Origin of the sequence: Streptomyces sp. RG80, assembly GCF_040446465.1 — a bacterium.
Lineage (GTDB): Bacteria > Actinomycetota > Actinomycetes > Streptomycetales > Streptomycetaceae > Streptomyces.
Genome location: NZ_JBEAAJ010000001.1, coordinates 190486 through 210712, shown reverse-complemented (window position 1 = coordinate 210712; position 20227 = coordinate 190486). Strand labels below are relative to the sequence as shown.

14 protein-coding genes are annotated in these 20227 nt (G+C 73.2%); 3 read left to right on the top strand and 11 right to left on the bottom strand.

All coding sequences use genetic code 11. From position 1 onward, the window contains the following. Positions 1 to 14 precede the first annotated feature (14 nt). From ABKA17_RS00995 to purN, 3 genes are all read right to left on the bottom strand, one after another. Entirely contained in the window at positions 15 to 755 is a 741-nt protein-coding gene (locus ABKA17_RS00995) for an AAA family ATPase (protein WP_353689856.1), read from the bottom strand. Positions 756 to 832: 77 nt separating this feature from the next. Beyond that, positions 833 to 2398 carry a bifunctional phosphoribosylaminoimidazolecarboxamide formyltransferase/IMP cyclohydrolase gene (purH, locus tag ABKA17_RS00990; RefSeq protein WP_353689855.1) on the bottom strand — a complete coding sequence of 522 codons (1566 nt, stop codon included), beginning with the start codon at positions 2396 to 2398 and terminating at the stop codon, positions 833 to 835. Next, positions 2395 to 3024 (bottom strand): phosphoribosylglycinamide formyltransferase, encoded by a 630-nt coding sequence (purN, locus tag ABKA17_RS00985; RefSeq protein WP_353689854.1) that lies wholly within the window; start codon positions 3022 to 3024, stop codon positions 2395 to 2397. The genes purH and purN overlap by 4 nt, the downstream gene beginning before the upstream one ends. Before the next feature lie 307 nt (positions 3025 to 3331). On the opposite strand from purN, the gene ABKA17_RS00980 reads away from it, so the two are divergent. Continuing rightward, on the top strand, positions 3332 to 4114 hold the full coding sequence (locus tag ABKA17_RS00980) for a hypothetical protein (protein WP_353689853.1): 783 nt from the start codon (positions 3332 to 3334) through the stop codon (positions 4112 to 4114). A 3-nt stretch (positions 4115 to 4117) separates the two neighbouring features. Here ABKA17_RS00980 and ABKA17_RS00975 read toward each other — a convergent pair whose 3' ends face one another. Next, on the bottom strand, positions 4118 to 6049 hold the full coding sequence (locus tag ABKA17_RS00975; RefSeq protein ID WP_353689852.1) for a cell division protein PerM: 1932 nt from the start codon (positions 6047 to 6049) through the stop codon (positions 4118 to 4120). Positions 6050 to 6145: 96 nt separating this feature from the next. On the opposite strand from ABKA17_RS00975, the gene ABKA17_RS00970 reads away from it, so the two are divergent. Continuing rightward, positions 6146 to 7234 (top strand): helix-turn-helix domain-containing protein, encoded by a 1089-nt coding sequence (locus tag ABKA17_RS00970; RefSeq protein ID WP_353689851.1) that lies wholly within the window; start codon positions 6146 to 6148, stop codon positions 7232 to 7234. A 189-nt stretch (positions 7235 to 7423) separates the two neighbouring features. On the opposite strand, the gene sucD is transcribed toward ABKA17_RS00970, so the two are convergent. From sucD to ABKA17_RS00935, 7 genes are all read right to left on the bottom strand, one after another. Continuing rightward, positions 7424 to 8308 carry a succinate--CoA ligase subunit alpha gene (gene sucD, locus ABKA17_RS00965; RefSeq protein WP_286064160.1) on the bottom strand — a complete coding sequence of 295 codons (885 nt, stop codon included), beginning with the start codon at positions 8306 to 8308 and terminating at the stop codon, positions 7424 to 7426. 18 nt (positions 8309 to 8326) lie between these two features. Then, positions 8327 to 9505: an ADP-forming succinate--CoA ligase subunit beta gene (sucC, locus tag ABKA17_RS00960; RefSeq protein WP_353689850.1), complete on the bottom strand. Its 1179-nt coding sequence runs from the start codon at positions 9503 to 9505 to the stop codon at positions 8327 to 8329. Positions 9506 to 9930: 425 nt separating this feature from the next. Continuing rightward, complete coding sequence (locus ABKA17_RS00955; protein ID WP_353689849.1) at positions 9931 to 11835, bottom strand: hypothetical protein; 1905 nt, start codon at positions 11833 to 11835, stop codon at positions 9931 to 9933. 131 nt (positions 11836 to 11966) lie between these two features. Next, on the bottom strand, positions 11967 to 12980 hold the full coding sequence (locus ABKA17_RS00950) for a hypothetical protein (protein WP_353689848.1): 1014 nt from the start codon (positions 12978 to 12980) through the stop codon (positions 11967 to 11969). 241 nt (positions 12981 to 13221) lie between these two features. Continuing rightward, positions 13222 to 14391: a VWA domain-containing protein gene (locus ABKA17_RS00945; RefSeq protein WP_353689847.1), complete on the bottom strand. Its 1170-nt coding sequence runs from the start codon at positions 14389 to 14391 to the stop codon at positions 13222 to 13224. 139 nt (positions 14392 to 14530) lie between these two features. Beyond that, a complete protein-coding gene (locus ABKA17_RS00940; protein WP_502994091.1) occupies positions 14531 to 17239 on the bottom strand; it encodes a DUF5682 family protein in 2709 nt (902 codons plus the stop codon). Positions 17240 to 17381: 142 nt separating this feature from the next. Then, complete coding sequence (locus tag ABKA17_RS00935; RefSeq protein WP_353689846.1) at positions 17382 to 18551, bottom strand: ATP-binding protein; 1170 nt, start codon at positions 18549 to 18551, stop codon at positions 17382 to 17384. Between the two features lie 145 nt (positions 18552 to 18696). Between ABKA17_RS00935 and ABKA17_RS00930 the strand changes: the two genes are divergently transcribed. Then, positions 18697 to 20046, top strand: a complete 1350-nt coding sequence (locus tag ABKA17_RS00930) for an SWIM zinc finger family protein (RefSeq protein ID WP_353689845.1) — start codon at positions 18697 to 18699, stop codon at positions 20044 to 20046. Positions 20047 to 20227 lie beyond the last annotated feature (181 nt).

Genomic DNA, 20227 nt, shown 5'->3' with positions numbered 1-20227 from the left:
TCGGTCTGGTGGGGTCAGCCGCCGACTATGTGCCGCAGATACGCCCGCGGATCGTCCAGATAGCGCCGCCAGTGCTCGACCAGCTCCAGTTCGGGCCACTCCACGGTGCGCATCCCGTGCTCGCCGACCTCGATGATCTCGGCGCCGGGCAGGGCCGTGAGCAGGGGTGAGTGGGTGGCGCAGATGATCTGGGCGCCCGTGCGGGACAAGTCGTCGAGCACGCCCACGAGTTCGAGGCAGGAGGCGAAGGACAGCGCGGACTCCGGCTCGTCCAGGACGTACAGGCCCGGGCCGAGGAAGCGCTCGCGGAACGCCATCAGGAAGCCCTCGCCGTGGCTCATCTCGTCCGGGGTGCCGGTGAGCCGGCCGGTGCGCTGCTCCCGGCCGAGGGCGTCGAGCGCGGTCTCGGCGCGCAGGAAGAAGCCCCGGCGTCGGGTGTGGGGCGCCCGCAGCATGTGGCGGCCGGCCTTGGTCGCCTCGAAGCGCATCCGGGCGCCGAGCAGCGAGGGGCCCCGCGGACCGGCGTAGCGATGGCCCGCAGAGCCACCCCAGGGGTCGAGACCGAAGGCCTCCGCGAACGCCTCGACGAGGGTCGACTTCCCCGAGCCGTTCTCCCCGACCAGGAAGGTGACCGGGGCCGTGAACCGCAGGCCGTCGTCGAGGAGCTGCCGCACGCAGGGCACCGACCAGGGCCAGCCGGCGGGGCCGGACAGCTCGGCCTCGGCGGCATGGGCGTAGGCGCGTTCCACGATCATGCCGCCAGGCTCTCATCCGGCACTGACAACGGCGCCCGGTCACCAGGACCGGGCGCCGTTGTTCAGCGGGATCGGGCTCAGTGGAAGAAGTGCCGCGTCCCCGTGAAGTACATCGTCACGCCCGCCTTCTGCGCGGCCTCGACGACCAGCTCGTCACGGACCGAGCCGCCCGGCTGCACGACCGCCTTCACACCGGCCTCGAGCAGGATCTCCAGGCCGTCGGGGAAGGGGAAGAACGCGTCGGAGGCGGCGTACGCGCCCTGCGCGCGCTCCGCGCCCGCCCGCTCGACCGCCAGCTTCGCGGAGTCGACGCGGTTGACCTGGCCCATGCCGACGCCGACCGAGGCGCCGTCCTTGGCGAGGAGGATCGCGTTGGACTTGACCGCGCGGCAGGCCCTCCAGGCGAAGGACAGCTCGGCGAGCTCGGCCGCGCTCAGCGCCTCACCCGTGGCCAGGGTCCAGTTCGCCGGGTCGTCGCCGTCCGCCTGGAGGCGGTCGGTGACCTGGAGCAGCGCGCCGCCGTCGACGAGCTTGAGCTCGGCCGGGCTCGCGGGCGCGGCCGGGGCCTTCAGCACCCGGATGTTCTTCTTCTTGGCGAGGGCCTCCAGGGCCCCCTCCTCGTAGTCCGGCGCGACGATGACCTCGGTGAAGATCTCGGCGACCTGCTCGGCCATCTCCTTCGACACCGGACGGTTGACCGCGATCACACCGCCGAACGCCGACAGCGGGTCACACGCGTGCGCCTTGCGGTGCGCCTCGGCGACATCCGCGCCGACCGCGATACCGCACGGGTTGGCGTGCTTGATGATCGCGACGGCCGGCTCGTCGTGGTCGTACGCGGCACGGCGGGCGGCGTCCGTGTCCGTGTAGTTGTTGTACGACATCTCCTTGCCGTGCAGCTGCTCGGCCTCGGCCAGGCCGCCGCCCGTGCCGTCCACGTAGAGCGCGGCGGGCTGGTGCGGGTTCTCGCCGTAGCGGAGGGTGTTCTTGCGCTCCCAGGTGGCGCCGAGGAAGTCGGGGAACTGCGACTCGTCCACGGGCGCGTAGGAGGACGCGAACCAGGAGGCGACCGCCACGTCGTAGGACGCGGTGTGCTGGAAGGCCTCGGCGGCGAGCCGCTTGCGGGTGGCGAGGTCGAAGCCGCCGTCCTGTACGGCGCCCAGGACGTCGGCGTACCGGGCGGGGCTGGTGACGACGGCGACCGAGGGGTGGTTCTTGGCGGCGGCGCGCACCATCGACGGACCGCCGATGTCGATCTGCTCCACGCACTCGTCGGGGGACGCCCCGGAGGCGACCGTCTCGCGGAAGGGGTACAGGTTGACGACGACCAGGTCGAACGGCTCGACACCCAGCTCGGCCAGCTGCCGCTGGTGGTCCTCCAGGCGCAGGTCGGCGAGGATGCCGGCGTGCACGCGCGGGTGCAGCGTCTTGACGCGGCCGTCCAGGCACTCGGGGAAGCCGGTGAGCTCCTCGACCTTGGTGACGGGAACGCCCGCGGCGGCGATCCGGCCGGCGGTGGACCCGGTGGAGACGAGCTCCACGCCCGCTTCGTGCAGCCCGCGCGCGAGGTCTTCCAGACCCGTCTTGTCGTAGACGCTGACGAGCGCCCGTCGGATGGGCCGCTTGTTGCTCTCGGCGGTCACTGGATAACTACCTTTCGTCCCTCAATGCGATAGCCGTTGCGGGCGAGCCGCCCCACGACATCGACGAGCAGCCTTCGCTCGACTTCCTTGATGCGCTCGTGCAGAGCGCTCTCGTCGTCCTCGTTGCGGACCTCGACCACGCCCTGCGCGATGATCGGCCCGGTGTCGACGCCGTCGTCGACGAAGTGGACGGTGCAGCCGGTGACCCGGGCGCCGTACGCGAGTGCGTCACGGACGCCGTGGGCGCCGGGGAAACTGGGCAGCAGCGCGGGGTGGGTGTTCACGAACCGCCCGCCGAAGCGCGCGAGGAACTCCTTGCCCACGATCTTCATGAACCCGGCGGAGACCACCAGGTCGGGCTCGTACGCGGCCACGGCCTCGGCGAGCGCGGTGTCCCACTCCTCGCGGGTCGCGTGGTCCTTGACCCGGCAGACGAAGGTCGGCAGCCCGGCGCGCTCGGCCCGGGCGAGCCCCTCGATGTCGCCGCGATCCGCCCCGACGGCGACGATCTCGGCCCCGTAGGCCTCGACGCCGGTCGTCGCGATGGCGTCCAGCAGCGCCTGGAGGTTGGTGCCGGATCCGGAGACCAGCACGACGAGGCGCTTGGCCACGGGCTTGGCGGCCACGGTGGGGCCCTTTCTCGGGGGAGCGTTTTCCGTACGGTCGACCGTATGTACGTTCGTACGAATGCTTCGCGCCCCGGGATACGGGGAAGTCTACGAAGCGGCCGAACGCCAGCAACGATACCGGCACTCCGGACGGCCCCCACGGGACGGGGGCGTGGCCGGAAGGTAGCGTCTGCAAGGGCCCGAGTCGGGAACGCGGTCGTCGTGCGGTGCGTTTCCGAAGGGGAAGGCTCACGCCGGACCCGCCGTACCAACGTCTGTTCGTCGCTGTAACACGTCGTATCACCTAGGGGAAGACGCTCACTTGATGCCGGACCGCAGCCTGCGAATCCTTTCGCTCCCCCCGCAGTCGGCGCGGGGAGGGGAGCACCGCGGCGTGCTGCTGCGGGAGCGCCCCGCCTCACCGCCCGACGCACCCTCGGACAAGCCGGACCGCAAGGCCGAGGAGGACAATCCGTTCGCCCCGCCGCCGGAGGGCACCCCGGACCGCCCGTGGCAGCCGCGGCGCCCGACGGGCGACTCCTCCGACGACTCGGGGGACTCCGGCGGCGACCGAGGCCGTCGCTCGCCGTGGGGCAGCCAGTGGAGCGACCGCCAGCCCGGCCGTTCCTCCTCCGGTGGCTTCGGCGACCGCCCCGGCGGCGGTCCCGGCCCCGAGGGCCAGGGCGGCCCCGGCACGGGCGGGGGCAACCGCTGGGACCCGACCGACCCGGCCCAGCGCCGCGCGCGGTACTCCCTGCTGAGCGGCATGTGGGCGTTCTTCTTCGCCCTCTTCAGCTGGCCGTACGTCGCCCTGCTGCTCGGCGCGCTCGCCCTGTACTGGGGCATCAGCGCGCTGCGCGCCAAGTCGCGCACACCCGACCCGGACGCCCCGGCGGCGGAGTCGGGGGGCCGTCCCCAGCGCACCGCCGCCATCAGCGGGCTGGTCACCTCGTCCCTGGCGATCGCCCTGGTGGCGGGGACGTTCACGGTCCAGCTGGTGTACAGCGACTTCTACACCTGCACCAACGACGCCCTCACCAACGAGGCGAAGCAGTCCTGCAACCAGCTTCTCCCGGAGGAGCTGCGGGACATGTTCGGCACCAGCTGACCCTCACGGCCCCTCCGGCGGCTCCAAGGGCGCCGACGCCTCCTTGAGCGCCGCCCAGCGGGCCTGCCGGGAGGCGTCGCGCGAGGCGTCGTCGGGCCAGGCCTGCGGGTCGGCGGGCAGGAAGTCGTACGGCTCGAAGGCGAGGTCGTCGTCGGCGGAGGCGTACGGCAGAGCGGGCGTGGCGGGTGCGGCGGCGGGTGGGGCCTGCTTGCCTCGCGAGAACCACGCGAGGTGGCGACGGGGCGCGGGGTGCGCGGCCGCCGGGCCGGTGTCCTCGTGCGCCGGGGCCGCCGGGACTCCGGTTCCGCTTCCGGCTCCGACTCCGCCTTCCGTCGTGGGCCGCGGGACGGGCCGATCGGCGCGCTTCCGGCGGGCGAACCAACCGCCCCGCCGCGTCGGCGTCTGATCGGCGCCGGGCAGTTCACCCGCCTCCGGCCGCTGCATCCACTCCGGCCCTTGCACCCGCTCCGGCCGCTCCACCCACTCCGGCCGCTCCGGCCGCAGCAAGCCGTTGTCGGTCTGCCGTGCCCCTGTCTCGGGTGCACCGTCCGCTGCCCCGGCGGCCCCGGACTTCCGCACCCGCCGCTCCCGGCACCGCCAGGCCCGCAGCCCCACGGCCGTGGGGACGGCCGTCGCCGAGAGCCAGACCAGCGCCGCCGGGCCGGTCAGCCACCACATCGGGCCGAACCGGGCGAGCGCGGCGCCCCCCAGCGGACCGCCCGCGAGCGCGGCGAGCACGGCGACAAGCGCCGCGCACAGGGCGGCCGCGAGCCAGGCGGTACCGGCGGTCCGGCCACGCGACCAGGGCGCGGGGTGCCCGGCGGGCGACCGGCCGCCCGTCCGAGGGCCGATGGAGGCCGCGTCGGCCCCAGCGTCCGCCCCCCGGCTCCCCGCTCTCCCCACGAACCACCCGACCGTCACCCCGGCCACCACCGGCACCCCGGCGGCCGCCCAGTTCGGCCACGTCCCCGCGCCCGCCTCCGGGACCGCCGCCAGCAGCGGGAACGGCGGCAGGAGCGGTGCCGGCGCCGACGACAGGGGCCCCACGACATGCCCCGCGCCGAGCACGAAGCCCGGCCCCAGCGCGTACGACGCCGACCAGACCGCCGCGTTCGGCACCAGCGCCACGCACAGCAGGAGCACCGCGAACCGGCCCGACCAGCCCTCCGTCAACTGCAGGAACGACAGCCGTGTCGCGTCGCCGTGCCACACCAGGGACGTGCCCAGCAGCAGCGCGCCGCCGCCCACCAGGACGGCCGCGCCCGCGCCCGCCGCCCGCGCCGCCGCACCGAGACGGCGGCGGGCATCCGGGCCGACGAGCAGCCGCCGTACCCCCGCGGGCAGCGACAGCAGCGCGGCGTCCACCGGTTCGCGCGGGCGGCCGTACGCCGTCCAGACGCCCGCGCCCGCGGCCCCGATCACCACCGCCGGCACGCACACCGCCGTCCACACCCACGCCGGCCGCAGGTCGCCCCCCGCCGCGTACAGCGCGGCACCCGCGCCGACGGCGAGGTAGCCGAGGAGCACCCCCGCGAACGCCGGCCAGCCCGAAGCCTCCGGGGCGTCGTCCACCGCGTCCCGCGCCGCCCGGTGCACCAGCCACACCGGCAGCACGAGCAGCAGCAACGGCGTCACCCCCATCGGCGCCGGAACCCCGGACAGCGTGTCGGTGCGCACCAGTTCCGCGCCGTGCGCCAACAGCCACAGCGCCGCCGCGACATGCAGCGCACCACTGGGCCCGCTGTCCGGATACGGCGAACTGATCCACAGCACCATCACCAGCACGGCGAGCGAACCGAGCCCGAGCCCCGCCGCGAGCAGTCCGCCGAGCAGTCCGGCGGCGAGCCCCGGCGATCGCTCGCGCAACCGGGCGAACAGGGACGACAGGGATGACAGGGGCGTGCGGCGAGCGGTCATCTGGATCACGCCCGTCATGGTCCCAACGACACGCGCTTTCCCGTCGTAACAGGCGAACCCCCGAAGTGTCGCTCAATATACGACTATGTTCATTTTCGTACGAAGGGGCGCCCTGTGACACAGAGCCCTGCGATCCCGCTCCCCCCGCCCAAGGAACGCCGACGCCTGCGCGAGGCCGGGTCCTTGACGCAGGCTCAGGTCGCCGAACGGGTGGGCGTCACCCGGGAGACGGTCCGCGCGTGGGAGTCCGGCCGTACGAACCCGCGCGGTCGCAAGCGGGAGGCGTACGCGAAGCTGCTGGGCTCCTTGCCGGAGGAAGTGACGCCCCGCCAGGAAGAACCCGCCGCGCCTGAACAAGCCCCGGAACCCCCCGCCCTCACCCCCGAACCCGACCCGCCCACCCCACCCCTGACACCCGCTCAGGCCTTCGACGCGCTGTACGCGTTCTGCGCCCCCGCCCTCGTACGCCAGGCCTATCTGCTCACCGGGCGACGCGAGCTCTCCCGCGAATCGGTCGAGCGGGCCTTTCAACTCGCCTGGCAGCGCTGGCCCGAGGTCGCCGTCGACCGCGACCCGGCGGGCTGGGTACGGGCCACGGCGTACGAGTACGCCCTCTCCCCCTGGCACCGCTTCCGCCCCCGCTACCGGCACCCGGAACCCCCGCCCGCCGACGCGTCGGACCGCGCCCTGCTGGACGCCCTCCTTCGGCTCCCGCCGCCGTATCGCCGCACGCTGTTGCTGTACGACGGGGTGGGCCTCGACCTGCCGGAAACGGCCGCGGAGACGGAGGCGAGCACGCCGGCGGCGGCCGGGCGTCTGTTGCGCGCGCGCGAGGCGATCGCGGCGCGGCTGCCGGAGCTTTCCGACCCGGTCGAGCTGCACCGGCGGCTCGCCGAACTCGCCTCCACGGAGCGGTTGCGTGCCGCGAAGCCGCCGACGGTGCGGACGGGGAGTGAGCGCAGGGCACGATTCTGGACCCGGGCCGCGATCGCGTTCACGGTGGCGCTGATCGGCACGACTGCGTTGACGGTACGGACGGCTCCGACGCACTACGAGCCGCCGATCGCCCCGGGCGCGGAGATCCAGGGGGTGCCGCCGCGGGTCGCACAGGGTGCGTTGTCGGAGGCGGAGGTGGAGCTGCGGGAGAAGCTGCGGAGCGGGATGACGAGCGGGCCGGAGAGACTGGCACCGCTGAGTCGTTAGCTGCGGGCCGGTGGGGGCTGGTCGCGCAGTTCCCCGCGCCCCTTAAAAGCAGGTCCGCTCAAGCGCCCCGTCTTTTAGGGGCGCGGGGAACTGCGCGACCAGCCACAACGCACCCGCACCCGGCAACGCACCGATGGGCCCGCCCCCACCCCGGGGAACGGGCCCATCAACGTGCAGCTAGGTACCTGCTCAGCCGGCCAGGATCTCGCGCGCCAGCTTCGCCGTCTCGGTCGGCGTCTTGCCGACCTTGACGCCGGCGGCCTCGAGGGCCTCCTTCTTCGCGGCGGCCGTGCCGGAGGAGCCGGAGACGATGGCGCCGGCGTGGCCCATGGTCTTGCCCTCGGGCGCGGTGAAGCCCGCGACGTAGCCGACGACCGGCTTCTTCACGTTGTCCTTGATGAAGGCCGCGGCCCGCTCCTCGGCGTCGCCACCGATCTCACCGATCATGACGATCAGGTCGGTGTCGGGGTCCGCCTCGAAGGCAGCCAGCGCGTCGATGTGGGTGGTGCCGATGACCGGGTCGCCACCGATGCCGACCGCCGACGAGAAGCCGATGTCACGCAGCTCGTACATCATCTGGTACGTCAGCGTGCCGGACTTCGAGACCAGGCCGATGCGGCCCGGCTTGGTGATGTCGCCCGGGATGATGCCGGCGTTCGACTGACCCGGCGTGATGAGGCCGGGGCAGTTCGGGCCGATGATCCGGGTCTTGTTGCCCTGCGACACGGCGTACGCGTAGAACGCGGCCGAGTCGTGGACCGCGATGCCCTCGGTGATGACGACCGCGAGCGGGATCTCGGCGTCGATCGCCTCGACCACGGCGGCCTTGGCGAAGGCCGGCGGCACGAAGAGGACGGATACGTTGGCACCCGTCTTCTCGATCGCCTCGGCGACCGTGCCGAAGACCGGGATCTCGTTGCCGTCGATGTCGACCGACGTGCCCGCCTTGCGCGGGTTCACGCCACCGACGATGTTCGTGCCGTCGGCCAGCATGAGCTTGGTGTGCTTCATGCCCGTGGCACCGGTCATGCCCTGGACGATGACCTTGCTGTCCTTGTTGAGGAAGATAGCCATGGCTGGTGTCCTCGTCCCTTACTTCGCAGCCGCGAGCTCGGCGGCCTTGTCGGCCGCGCCGTCCATGGTGTCCACGCGCTGCACCAGCGGGTGGTTGGCGTCGGAGAGGATCTTGCGACCCAGCTCGGCGTTGTTGCCGTCCAGACGGACGACCAGCGGCTTGGTGACTTCCTCGCCCTTGTCGGCGAGCAGCTGAAGCGCCTGGACGATGCCGTTGGCGACCTCGTCACAGGCGGTGATGCCACCGAAGACGTTGACGAAGACCGACTTGACGTCGGGGTCGCCGAGGATGATCTCCAGGCCGTTCGCCATGACGGCGGCGGAGGCGCCACCGCCGATGTCGAGGAAGTTGGCCGGCTTCACGCCACCGTGGTTCTCACCGGCGTACGCGACGACGTCCAGGGTGCTCATGACGAGACCCGCGCCGTTGCCGATGATGCCGACCTCGCCGTCGAGCTTGACGTAGTTGAGGTTCTTCTCCTTGGCGGCGGCCTCCAGCGGGTTCGCGGAGTCCTTGTCCTGGAGGGCCTCGTGCTCCGGCTGACGGAACTCGGCGTTCTCGTCGAGGGAGACCTTGCCGTCGAGGGCGATGACCTCGCCGGAGGCAACCTTCGCCAGCGGGTTGACCTCGACCAGGAGGGCGTCCTCCTTGATGAAGGTGTCCCACAGCTTGACGAGGACGTTCTCGACCTTGTCGGCGACCTCGGCCGGGAAGTTCGCGGCCTCGACGATCTGGCGGGCGACCTCGGGGGTCACACCCACGTTGGCGTCGATCGGCGTCTTGGCGACGGCCTCGGGGCGGGTCTCCGCCACCTCCTCGATCTCCATGCCGCCCTCGACGGACGCGATGGAGAGGAAGGTGCGGTTGGCACGGTCCAGGAGGAAGGAGACGTAGTACTCCTCCACGATCTCCGGGGCCGTCTCGGCGATCATCACCTTGTGGACCGTGTGGCCCTTGATGTCCATGCCGAGGATGTTGGTCGCGTGCTCGACCGCCTCGTCGGTGGTCGAGGCCAGCTTCACGCCGCCGGCCTTGCCGCGGCCGCCGACCTTCACCTGAGCCTTGACGACGGACTTGCCACCGAGACGCTCGGTGGCTGCGCGGGCCGCCTCAGGCGTGTCGATGACTTCACCGGCCAGCACCGGTACATCGTGCTTGGCGAAGAGGTCCCTCGCCTGGTACTCGAACAGGTCCACGCGCTTCCGTCCCTATCAGTGATCTCGCGGTTCGTTGTCTGCGTGGGCGTGCCGCGAGGGCAACGTGACGTCCGACTGTTGTCTGTCACAAGGGAGGCGCACACGGTGTCCGAGCGCGCGGCATGTCCGTCTCGCAGGTTATCGCTGCTTGCAGGGGGCCCCTAAATCGAGGGTCACACCTGAGCGGTGATACCTGTCACATGATGCCGCCCTCACTGGCACGCCGTGCCAGAAGTGCGGGGCCTCACCGGGCTGGGGTTGACCCGGTGAGGCCCCTTGAACAGCCCCTAAGGGCGCGGAGCGGACGATCCCCACCCCAATGGGGACCACTCCGCCCCGTCCGTGAGGTTTCGGCCGGACAAACCGACGGCTTTCGGCCGTCCGGGTCCTGCGTCCTCACGGAGTCGGGTGAGGGGGGAAGGTGATCAGACGTTGTACGAGGTGCCGTACGGAGTGCCGTTCGAGGTGCCGTACGAGGTGGAGTCCAGGCCGTTCTGCGCGTAGCCCGGCGTGACCGACTCGGCGACGCCCTGGACGCCGCCGACGGCGTTCCCGGCGAGCGGGGTCACACCGTCGACCGTGTGACCGACGACGGGTGCGACACCCTCGACGACGGGCCGCACGTCCCCGACCACGCCGTACGCGAAGGGGCCGACATCGCCCGTCACGCCGTACGCGAGGTTCCCGGCGCTGCCGCCGACGCCCTGGACGACGGGCTGGACGAGGTCGACGACCGGCTGGACGGCTTCGGCGACGCCCTGCCCGAACGGCTGGATCTCGCCGGTCACGCCGTACGCCAGATCGGCGGTGTGCCCGGCCACGCCGTACGCGAGCGGCGGCACGCCACCCACGACGGGCCGCACGTCGCCGGCCACGCCGTCCACGAGACCGCCCACGTCCGCGACGGCCCGCTCCGCGACCGGGACCACGCCGTGCACCGCGGTGTTCGCGACAGGCGGCAGGACGGCTCCCGTCGCATCGGCGGCGACCTGTCCGACCAGGCCGGTGGCGTACGCCGGTACGTCGGTGGCGACGCCGTTCACGACGGTGTGCACGTCGGCCACAGCACCGGTGGCTACGGGGGCCACCCCGTACACGGCCGCACCGGCGAGGTGGTGGGCGTGACCGACGGCGGCGGTGGCGACGGGCTGGACGTCGGCCGCGACGCCGTACGCGAGCGCGGTCGCGGCGTCGACGGTGTGGTGGGCGGTCCGCGCCACGCCGGTGACGGTGCCGCCGACGAGCGGGGTGACGCCCTCCACCGTCCCACCGACGACCGGGGTGACCCCGGCGACGGCGTGCTCGGCGGTCGGGACGACACCCGCCACGGCCTGCCCCGCGACCGGCAGCACACCGTCCACGGCTTCGGTCACCACCGGCGGCACGGCCGCGGCGACCGTCTCGTCCACGACCGGGGCGACGGTGCCCGGCACGGCGGCCACGGTGCCGACCACCTGCTGCCGTACACCGTCGACCGTGCCCGTGAGGTGGCTCGGCACGGCGGAGACCGTGGCCTCGGCCACCGTGGTGACGGTGCCGGTCTGCGTTCGGGCGACGCCGAGCGTGTCGGCGGCGCGGCCCTCGGCTCCGACCGCGGTGGTGTGCGCGGCGCCGGTCGCACCGGTGGCGGTACGGCCCGCGCCCGCGACGGTCTGCCGCACCTTCGTCCGTACGACGCCGTCGACGCCCCGCGCCTGGGTACGCGCCGCCGACTGGGTGGCCTGGAGCTTGGTCTGGGCGCCGGCGAGGGCGCGCTCGAGCTCCGGGGCGAAGGCGGCGAGGGGGCCGAAGAGGTAATCGACCTGGTCCTGCGGGGTGGTCGCGTCGGAGACGGCGGCTCGGGTGGTGGCCTGGGCTGTGGCGAGGGTCTCGTCGGCCGTGGCCGTGGGCATGTCCATGGGCTTGGCCTTGGCCTGCGCCTGGGCGGCCCGGGCGGCCTTCGCGCCCTGGATGGCAGCGGCGCCCTTGATCTTCGAGGCCTTCGCGGCATCGGCGGCATCGGCCGCCTGCGGGAGGGTGTCCTTCGACCGGGACGTGGCCGAGGCGGCGGTGTCCTCGACCGTGGTGGTCCCGCCGGAGACTGTGTCCCGCACGTCGGAGACGACGCCGTCGACCGTGCCGGTCAGGGCGTCCGTGACACCGGTGATGACGTCGGTGGTGGTGTCGGTGGTGGTGTCGGTGGTGGTGTCGGCGGCCGCGTCGGTCGTCGGGTCCGACACGGACAGGGAGGAGGCGGGGAGCTCGTCGGCGCTGGCCACGGTGGAACCGAGCGCCCACGCGCCGGTGACGCCGGCGGCTATGACGATGGAACGGCGGATGTTCTTGTTCATACGTGCGTCAGATCCTTAGATCCTGGGAGACCCGAGGCTTCCGGCAGGTCCGTTGCGGAGCTCCGGTGCTTCGGAGGGCTGGGGACACGTCCGCCCCCGCGAGACAGGTCGACGGGGGCCGAGGCCCTGCCCTAAGCCGGAGAAACCGGAATGTCCCGGTGCCGATCCCGGGTCTCGAACGCCTCGGCGGCCACAGCCGTACCGGCCACGAGCCGCACCGCCGCCCGGTGGTCCAGGGACACGGCCTGCGCGTCCCCGTGCCGCGACGAACCACCGTCCACCGCCGACCGGTTGCCCCTCAGACCGCCCGGGTCACCATCGGGCGCCTGCTGTACGGGGGCGTGCGCGTCCTGCACCGCAGCACGGTGTCCGTCGGTCCGCGGCGCCGCACCCGTTGTGGGCGAACCGGCGACGGACGCCGGGCCGTAGAAGGCGGCCCTGGTCACAGCCTTGCCCGAACGCTTTCCGGAGTCGTCGCCCTCGGAGGACGGCGAACCGGCCACCGGGGACTCCGGCTGAGGCGCCGTCGTGACCGGCGGCGTCTGCCCCGGAAGCCCGGGCAGTTCCGGCAGAGTCGGGAGCCCGGGGAACCCCGGGTACTCGGGCAGGCCCGGCAGCTCCGGCGCGGGCCAGGTCGGCATCGGCGGCATCTTCGCCGGCGCCCCCGCCAGTTGCTCGGTCACCGTCTCCACGAGGTCGCCGACCGGTTGCAGGACCTTTCCGTCCACGGCACCGACGACATGCTCGGTCACCGGACGCAGCACCTTGTCGTCGACCGCCGGCGGAAGGAGCGCCGAGGTGGCCGCGTCGGTGCCGCCGCCCAGCGGGGAGGACTTGGTGGCGGCAGCGGTGTCGTCGTCGGCCTTGGATTCGCCCGTGAGCTGGGCCGTGGGCTCTCCTGCCACCGGGGCGGGCGCAACTCCGGTGGCTCCGGTGGTGGCCCCGTCGACCGCTGCCGTCGTGGCCGCCGGTATGTCCTCCGCCGCACTCGCCTGGCCCCCGCAGAGGAACCCGAGCGCGAACAACCCGCCCACCAGCAGCGCCAGTCGCAGAGCAACTCGCACCGCCACTTGCCGCGCACGCCGCCCGGCCGCCGTGCGCGGGCTGCGCAGAGCGGCACCAGGCAGTGCGGCCGGCCAGGTCAAGGGGACGGGTCCTCCCGTGCGGCGGAACGAATCACGCGTGACGAGCAACGAGTCGGTTGCGACGCGGTACGAACGAGCGGTGCGCGGCGCACCGCTGACGAGGCACCGATACTCGCACGGGAGTGCGGAGGTTACGCAAGCCCCCCGTTACCGATGCGACTCATGTCCGTTTTGCTGGCCGAATTCGGATGTCGCCGGATCGACAAATCACCGCCTGCGCGCCCCCGTTACCAGCGGTCTCTCATGCCGTGTCCGGGATCGGTATCGGCCGCTTCTCGATCGCCGCCGCCATCACCTCCGGGAACAGATCGGGCGTACAGGCGAAGGCCGGTGCGCCCAGCGCGGCGAGCGCGGCCGCGTGCTCCCTGTCGTACGCGGGCGCCCCCTCGTCGGACAGCGCGAGCAGCGTCACGAACTGCACCCCCGACGCCTTCATCGCCGCCACCCGCTTCAGCATCTCGTTCCGGATGCCGCCCTCGTAGAGGTCGCTGATCAGCACGACGACCGTTTCCGCGGGCCGGGTGATCTGCGACTGGCAGTACGCCAGCGCCCGGTTGATGTCCGTGCCGCCGCCGAGCTGGGTGCCGAAGAGGACGTCGACGGGGTCGTCGAGCTGGTCGGTGAGGTCGACGACCGCCGTGTCGAAGACGACGAGCCGGGTGTTGATGGACCGCATGGAGGCGAGCACCGCTCCGAACACGGACGCGTAGACGACCGATGCCGCCATCGACCCGGACTGGTCGATGCAGAGGATGACCTCCTTCTTCACCGACTGCGACGCCCGCCCGTACCCGATGAGCCGCTCGGGCACGATCGTCCGGTACTCCGGCAGATAGTGCTTGAGGTTGGCCGCGATCGTGCGGTTCCAGTCGATGTCGTGATGCCGGGGCCTGCTGATACGGGCGCTGCGGTCGAGGGCACCGGTGAGAGTGGCCCGGGTGCGGGTGGCGAGCCGCTTCTCGAGGTCCTCCACGACCTTGCGGACGACGGCCCGTGCCGTCTCCTTCGTCGTCTCCGGCATCGCCTTGTTGAGGGAGAGCAGCGTGCCGACGAGATGCACGTCGGCCTCCACCGCCTCCAGCATCTCCGGCTCCAGGAGCAGCGTGGCGAGGCCGAGCCGGTCGATGGCGTCGCGCTGCATGACCTGTACGACGGAGGACGGGAAGTAGGTGCGGATGTCCCCGAGCCACCGCGCCACGGACGGCGCCGACGCCCCCAGCCCTGCGGAACGGTCCCGCCCGGACTGCTGTCCCTTCCTGTCCCCCTTCCCGTAGAGCGCGGCGAGCGCTCCGTCCATGGCGGCGTCCCGCCCGCCGAGCGCACATCCGGTGCCGTCGGCGGTATCACCCCCGAGCACGAGTCGCCAGCGCCGCAGCCTCTCCGGTGCCGGGTCCATGGCTTCCGTCGTCATCGGGCCACCCCCGTGAGCGGCCGTGCCCAGAGCGGAATCACCCGGACGGTCGTCGCCGGGCCCTCTTCCGTCGGGCGTCCGTCTCTCACGGCACGCGTCGCCGCCGCCCGTTCCCTTGGCTCGCTCAGCCGGTCGGCCGTCATCGCCCCACCCCCACAAGGTCGTTGTCGTCGGCGCCGTCCAGCCCCAGCAGCAGCCGCACCACCGGCAGCACCGCATCCGCACGGGCCGTCTCCAGGTCGGCGGCGAAGCCGGGTATCCCGGAACCGCCGCCCGTCACGCGCCCTCGCTCGCCCGGCCCCCGCCGGACCAGCTCGCCGAGCGTCCGCCGTACCCCCGGCTCGTACGCCGAGAAGGTCCGCCGCAGCAACGGCAGCACATCCGTGAACGCCTCCGCCGACACCCCGGTCAGCCAGGCGTCGACCAGCCCGAGCAACCGCTCGTCGTGCACGAGCAGCATCCCGCCGCCGGCACCGCCGCCGACGACCCCCTCGATCCACGCGGCCGCGTCCGCCGGCGGCGTCCCCGGCGACAGCACGAGCCCCATGAGCCGCGCCGCCTCGTCCTGCCCCAACTCCCCGTCGTCCAGCAACAACCGCACAGCCCGCCCCCGAACCACACCGGGCACGCTGTCCCGCCCCGACAACACCCGAAGAACCGACCGCCAACGCGGACGAAGGTCGCCGTGGGGCGGGGGCGGCGTGGCGGGCGTGGGTGCGGGCGCGGGCGCGGGCTCGGGCGCGGATGCGGTGACGGGCGCGGGGCCCTGCACCCGAGTGGTAGCGGGCGCCGGGCCCTGGTCCGGAGTAGTGGTGGGCGCGGGGCCCTGCGTCGCCGCGCCAGCGGGCACGCTTCCCGGCGCCACTGCGGTGGCGGGCGCGGGGTCGTTGTGGTCCGGGCCAGCCGTGTCCGTGGTGTGTCCCGGCCCCGGGATGTCCGGGGTGTCGCCCGACCCGGTACCCCCGCCCGGCGTCGCCCGTCCGACCGCGACCGCGTCCCCGAGCAACCCCACCGCCCCGTGGACCGCGTCCACATGGCGCCGCATCTCCTCCGCCGCGTCCGTGTCGAGCGCGGCGCAGGCCGGGGGCAGGCCGACGAAGACCCGCTCGGCGAGCCCCGCGGCGACCTCCGTCAGGGCGTGGGTGTCCGTGCCGCGTACGTCGCCGTAGCGCAGGGAGCGGACCAGGGCGGGCAGGGCCTGGGCGAGATGACCGACGTCGGCGTCGAGGGCGGCGCGGTCGGCGAGGACCCGCATCACCACCGGGAGCGCTTCGGGCAGTTCGGCCAGGAGGCAGCGCTCGGCGAGGGCGGTGACATCGGCGAGGCTCCGCGCGGCCACCGCGTCCGCTTCCACCTTGGCGGTCGCCGCGGCGAGTACGGTCGTCCCCCACACCCCGGCCTCGGCGACCCGCACCGCCAGCTCGGGCTCCCACCGCAGCCGCCACGTTTCCCGGAAGGTTCCGGTACTCCCCCGCGACGCCACCGGCTCGCCCCACCTGACGCCCAGCAGCCGCAGCCGGTGCAGCAGCCTGCTGCGCCCCGCGTCGGTCTCCTTGCGCAGATCGAGCTCCAACTCCCGCTCCAGCGCCTCCGGTTTGAGCCGCAACCGGCGCTGCGTCCGGTCGAGGTCGCGCTGCAACGGCACCGCGGGCGCCGCTCGCGGCACCTCACCGAGCACGTCCCCCACGACGAGCCGGTCGTGCACCAGCGACAGCGGTACGTCCGAGCCCTCGCACATCACCGCCCGCACCGCGTCGGTCGTCTCGCTCAGCCCCGCCAGCGGGCGCCCCCGCATCGCCGCCAGCGTCTCGGCCAGCCGCACCGCCTCGATGACATGGGCCGAGGAGACGATCCGGTCCTCCTCCCGCAGCAGCCCCGCCACCTTGGTCAGCCATCGCTCGACGGGCCGGTCCGGGGCGCCGAACAGATGCCCGTACCAACCCGGCGAGTCGATGCCGGCCCCGTACCCACTGCCCCGGGCCAGCCGCCGATACGTCCACGGCACCCAGGTCATGTCCGCCTTGACCTTGGGCAGCCCCTTCAGCAGGGCCCGGTCGGCGCCGACAGTCGTCCTCTCCCGCAGCGCGGGCACATGCCACGCCCCGCACACCACGGCCACCCCGCCCCCGAACTCCCGCTGCGCCGCCCGCACCTGGAGCCGCATATACGCCTCCCGCACGAGATCCCGCTCGTGCCCACCGCTCCCGAACTCCGCCCGCAGCGCCCCCATCGCCTCCTCCAGCGCGACGAACGGCGCGAACACGTCCCCGTCACCCACCCCCCGGTGCTCGACGACGTCCTCCCACCACCGCTCGGGATCGTCGTAACCGGCGGCCTCGGCAAGCACGGCGAGGGGGTCGATCCGAACATCAGGCTCACTGAAAACCTCAGTCCCGTCAGTCCCGTCAGCCTTGCCCGATTCTTCGGTCCCGTCAGTCCCGTCGGCCGCCGTGTCCCTCCCCCACACCAGCGAATGCGTGGCGGGCAAGTCGATGAACCTGGCCGGGACTTCGTGGTCCAGGGCCCAGCGGATCGCCACCCACTCCGGGGAGAACTCGGCGAGCGGCCAGAACGCCGACCGGCCCGGTTCGTCGACGACGGCGTGGGCGAGGAGGGCGACCGGTGGCCGCATGTCCTCGTCGGCGGCCAGCGGGATCAGGGCGTCCGCTTCGGGTGGCCCCTCGATCAGCACGATCCGCGGCCGCGCCACCTCCAGCGCCGCCCGCACGGCCCGCGCCGAACCGGGCCCGTGGTGCCGCACTCCCAGCAGCAGAGGCTGCCGTAGGTCACCCGCCCCGCTCCCGCCGCCCTCGACCGCAGCGCTCCCGTCCGTCTCACACCCCGTCACGCCGTCCCCCTCCCCTCCGGAACCACCGACCGGCGACCACTCATGAACGCCGACTTGCCCGACCCCTCACTCCCGCCCGAGCCTCCGGAGCCGCCCGTGCCCTGGCCCCCGCCGGGCCGGCCCCACCCCAGGTCGTCCCCGCTCACGCGCTCACCTCGCGACAAGCTCGGTAGAAGTCCTTCCAGTCGTCGCGCTCCCGGACGACCGCCTCCAGGTACTCCTGCCAGATGACGCGGTCGGCCGCCGGATCACGGACCACGGCGCCGAGGATGCCCGCGGCGATGTCACCGGCCCGCAGCACGCCGTCGCCGAAGTGGGCGGCCAGGGCGAGGCCGTTGGTGACGACGGAGATGGCCTCCGCCGTCGACAGCGTGCCGCTGGGCGACTTGACCTTCGTACGGCCGTCCGCGGTGACCCCGCCGCGCAGCTCGCGGAAGACGGTCACCACACGGCGGATCTCGTCGATCCCCTCGGGCACGGCGGGCAGGTCGAGGGAGCGGCCGATCTGGTCGACGCGCCGCGAGACGATGTCGACCTCGGCCTCGACGCTCTCCGGCAACGGCAGCACGACCGTGTTGAAACGGCGGCGCAGCGCGCTGGAGAGGTCGTTCACCCCGCGGTCGCGGTCGTTGGCCGTGGCGATGAGGTTGAAGCCGCGGACGGCCTGCACCTCCTGCCCCAACTCCGGTATCGGCAGTGTCTTCTCGGAGAGGATCGTGATGAGGGTGTCCTGGACGTCGGCGGGGATCCGGGTCAGCTCCTCGACCCGCGCCGTCATCCCCTCCGCCATGGCCCGCATCACCGGGCTGGGCACCAGCGCGTCACGGCTCGGTCCGTTCGCGAGCAGCTGCGCGTAGTTCCAGCCGTACCGGATCGCCTCCTCCGGGGTGCCGGCCGTGCCCTGCACCAGCAGGGTCGAGTCGCCGCTGACCGCCGCGGCCAGGTGCTCGGACACCCAGGTCTTCGCGGTGCCGGGCACGCCGAGCAGGAGCAGGGCGCGGTCGGTGGCGAGCGTGGTGACGGCTACCTCGACGATGCGGCGCGGTCCCACGTACTTCGGTGTGATCACCGTGCCGTCGGGCAGGGTGCCGCCGAGCAGATACGTCGCCACCGCCCACGGCGAGAGCTTCCAACGGGCCGGGCGCGGACGGTCGTCCTGGGCGGCCAGCGCGGCGAGTTCGACGGCGAAGGCGTCCTCGGCGTGCGGCCGCAGCGCCGCTGCCTCCGATGTGGGTGTGTCCGCGTTCCTGTTCGCGGGCGCGGACCCGTTCTGGCTCGGGTCGACGGTCGTCGGTTCTGCGGACACAGGCATGGCTGAGTCCCCCTCCAGCTCGGCCGGTTCGGATCTGGAGACCACGTTGCACCATGCCACTGACAATCCGTTCTGACCTGCGCAAACGTGCTCGCCAGGCCCAGCGCCGGACCGATTGTCAGTGGGGGGATCTACCTTCGATGACATGACTCAGCAGGGGGTGCGCTGGAGCGCGGACCAGGTGCTGGCACTGGCGCCTGACGCCGCGTCACGCAAAGCGGGAAGCAAACTCGGGGCGGCGGGGCCGTGGTCCGAGGCGGGGAGTTCCGAGGAGGGGGCGGTGTGGGGGCTGTGCAAGGGCAGTGGCAGCAAGCCGTATCAGACGGTCGTCGACCTGGCGGACGTGTCCGGGCCTGCGTACAAGTGCAGTTGTCCGAGCCGGAAGTTCCCCTGCAAGCACGCCCTCGGGCTGCTGCTGCTCTGGGCCGGCGAGGACGGTGCGGTGCCGCGGGGGCAGGCGCCGGACTGGGCGGAGCAGTGGATGGAGGGGAGGAGGCAACGCGCGGAGGAGAAGAAGGCCGCGACACCGTCCGACACCGGCGCCGGTGACCCGGAAGCGGCGCGGCGCAGGGCGGAGCGCCGGGCCACGCTGGTCACTGCGGGGGTCACGGAGCTGGAGCAGCGCCTCGCGGACCTGCTGCGCGGCGGACTGGCCGGCGCGGAACAGGCGGGGTACGGGCTGTGGGAGGAGACGGCCGCCCGCATGGTCGACGCCCAGGCGCCCGGACTCGCGGGGAGAGTACGGGAGTTGGGGGCGATCCCGGCGTCCGGACCGGGCTGGCCGGTGCGGCTGCTGGAGGAGTGCGCTCTGCTGCACCTCCTGAACCAGGGCTGGCTGCGCCGCGAGCAACTGCCCGAGGGCCTGGCGGCCACGGTCCGCTCGCGCGTCGGCCTGCCCGCCTCGGCGGAGGGGCCCGCCGTCCGGGACCGCTGGCTGGTGCTCGCCCAGTACGACACGGCGGACGCCCGGCTGACGACCCGCCGGATCTGGCTGCACGGCGCCGAGTCCGGCCGCACGGCCCTCCTCCTCTCCTTCGGCGCTGCCGGCCGCGCACCCGAACTGGCCCTGCCGGTGGGGCTGGTCCTGGAGGCGGAGGTGTCCGCCTACCCCGGCGCCGGTCAGGTGCGGGCCGCGCTGGGCGAGCAGTTCGCACCACCCGCGCCGTCGCCGATACGACCGCCCGGGACGACGACGCTTCAGGCTGCGGCGCGTTACGGCGAGGCGCTGCGCGACGACCCGTGGCTGGACTCCGTCCCGGTGACCCTGGACCGGGTCGTCCCGACCCCGCACGACGACACCTGGCAACTGGCGGACGCCGACGGGGACACGGCCCTGCCACTCACCCCCACCGCCCGCTCCCGCCCGGGCCTGTGGCGCCTGGTCGCCCTTTCGGGCGGCGCCCCGATCAAGGTCTTCGGCGAGTGCGGCCACCGCGGCTTCACCCCCCTGACGGCCTGGCCGGAGGGGGTGGGCGAGCCGGTACCACTGTGCTGAGCCGACGCCCCCGCACGACCCGCCCATGCCCTGACCACGCAGCACGCCCGTCCACGTCCCTCGACCTCGGAGCAGATACGAACACCAACCTGCACGCCCCCCACACCAGCCGCACAGCGCACACCGACACGGACAACGTGCACGCCACCCGCGTCCGCGCCCACCACGCCCACCAAGCCCG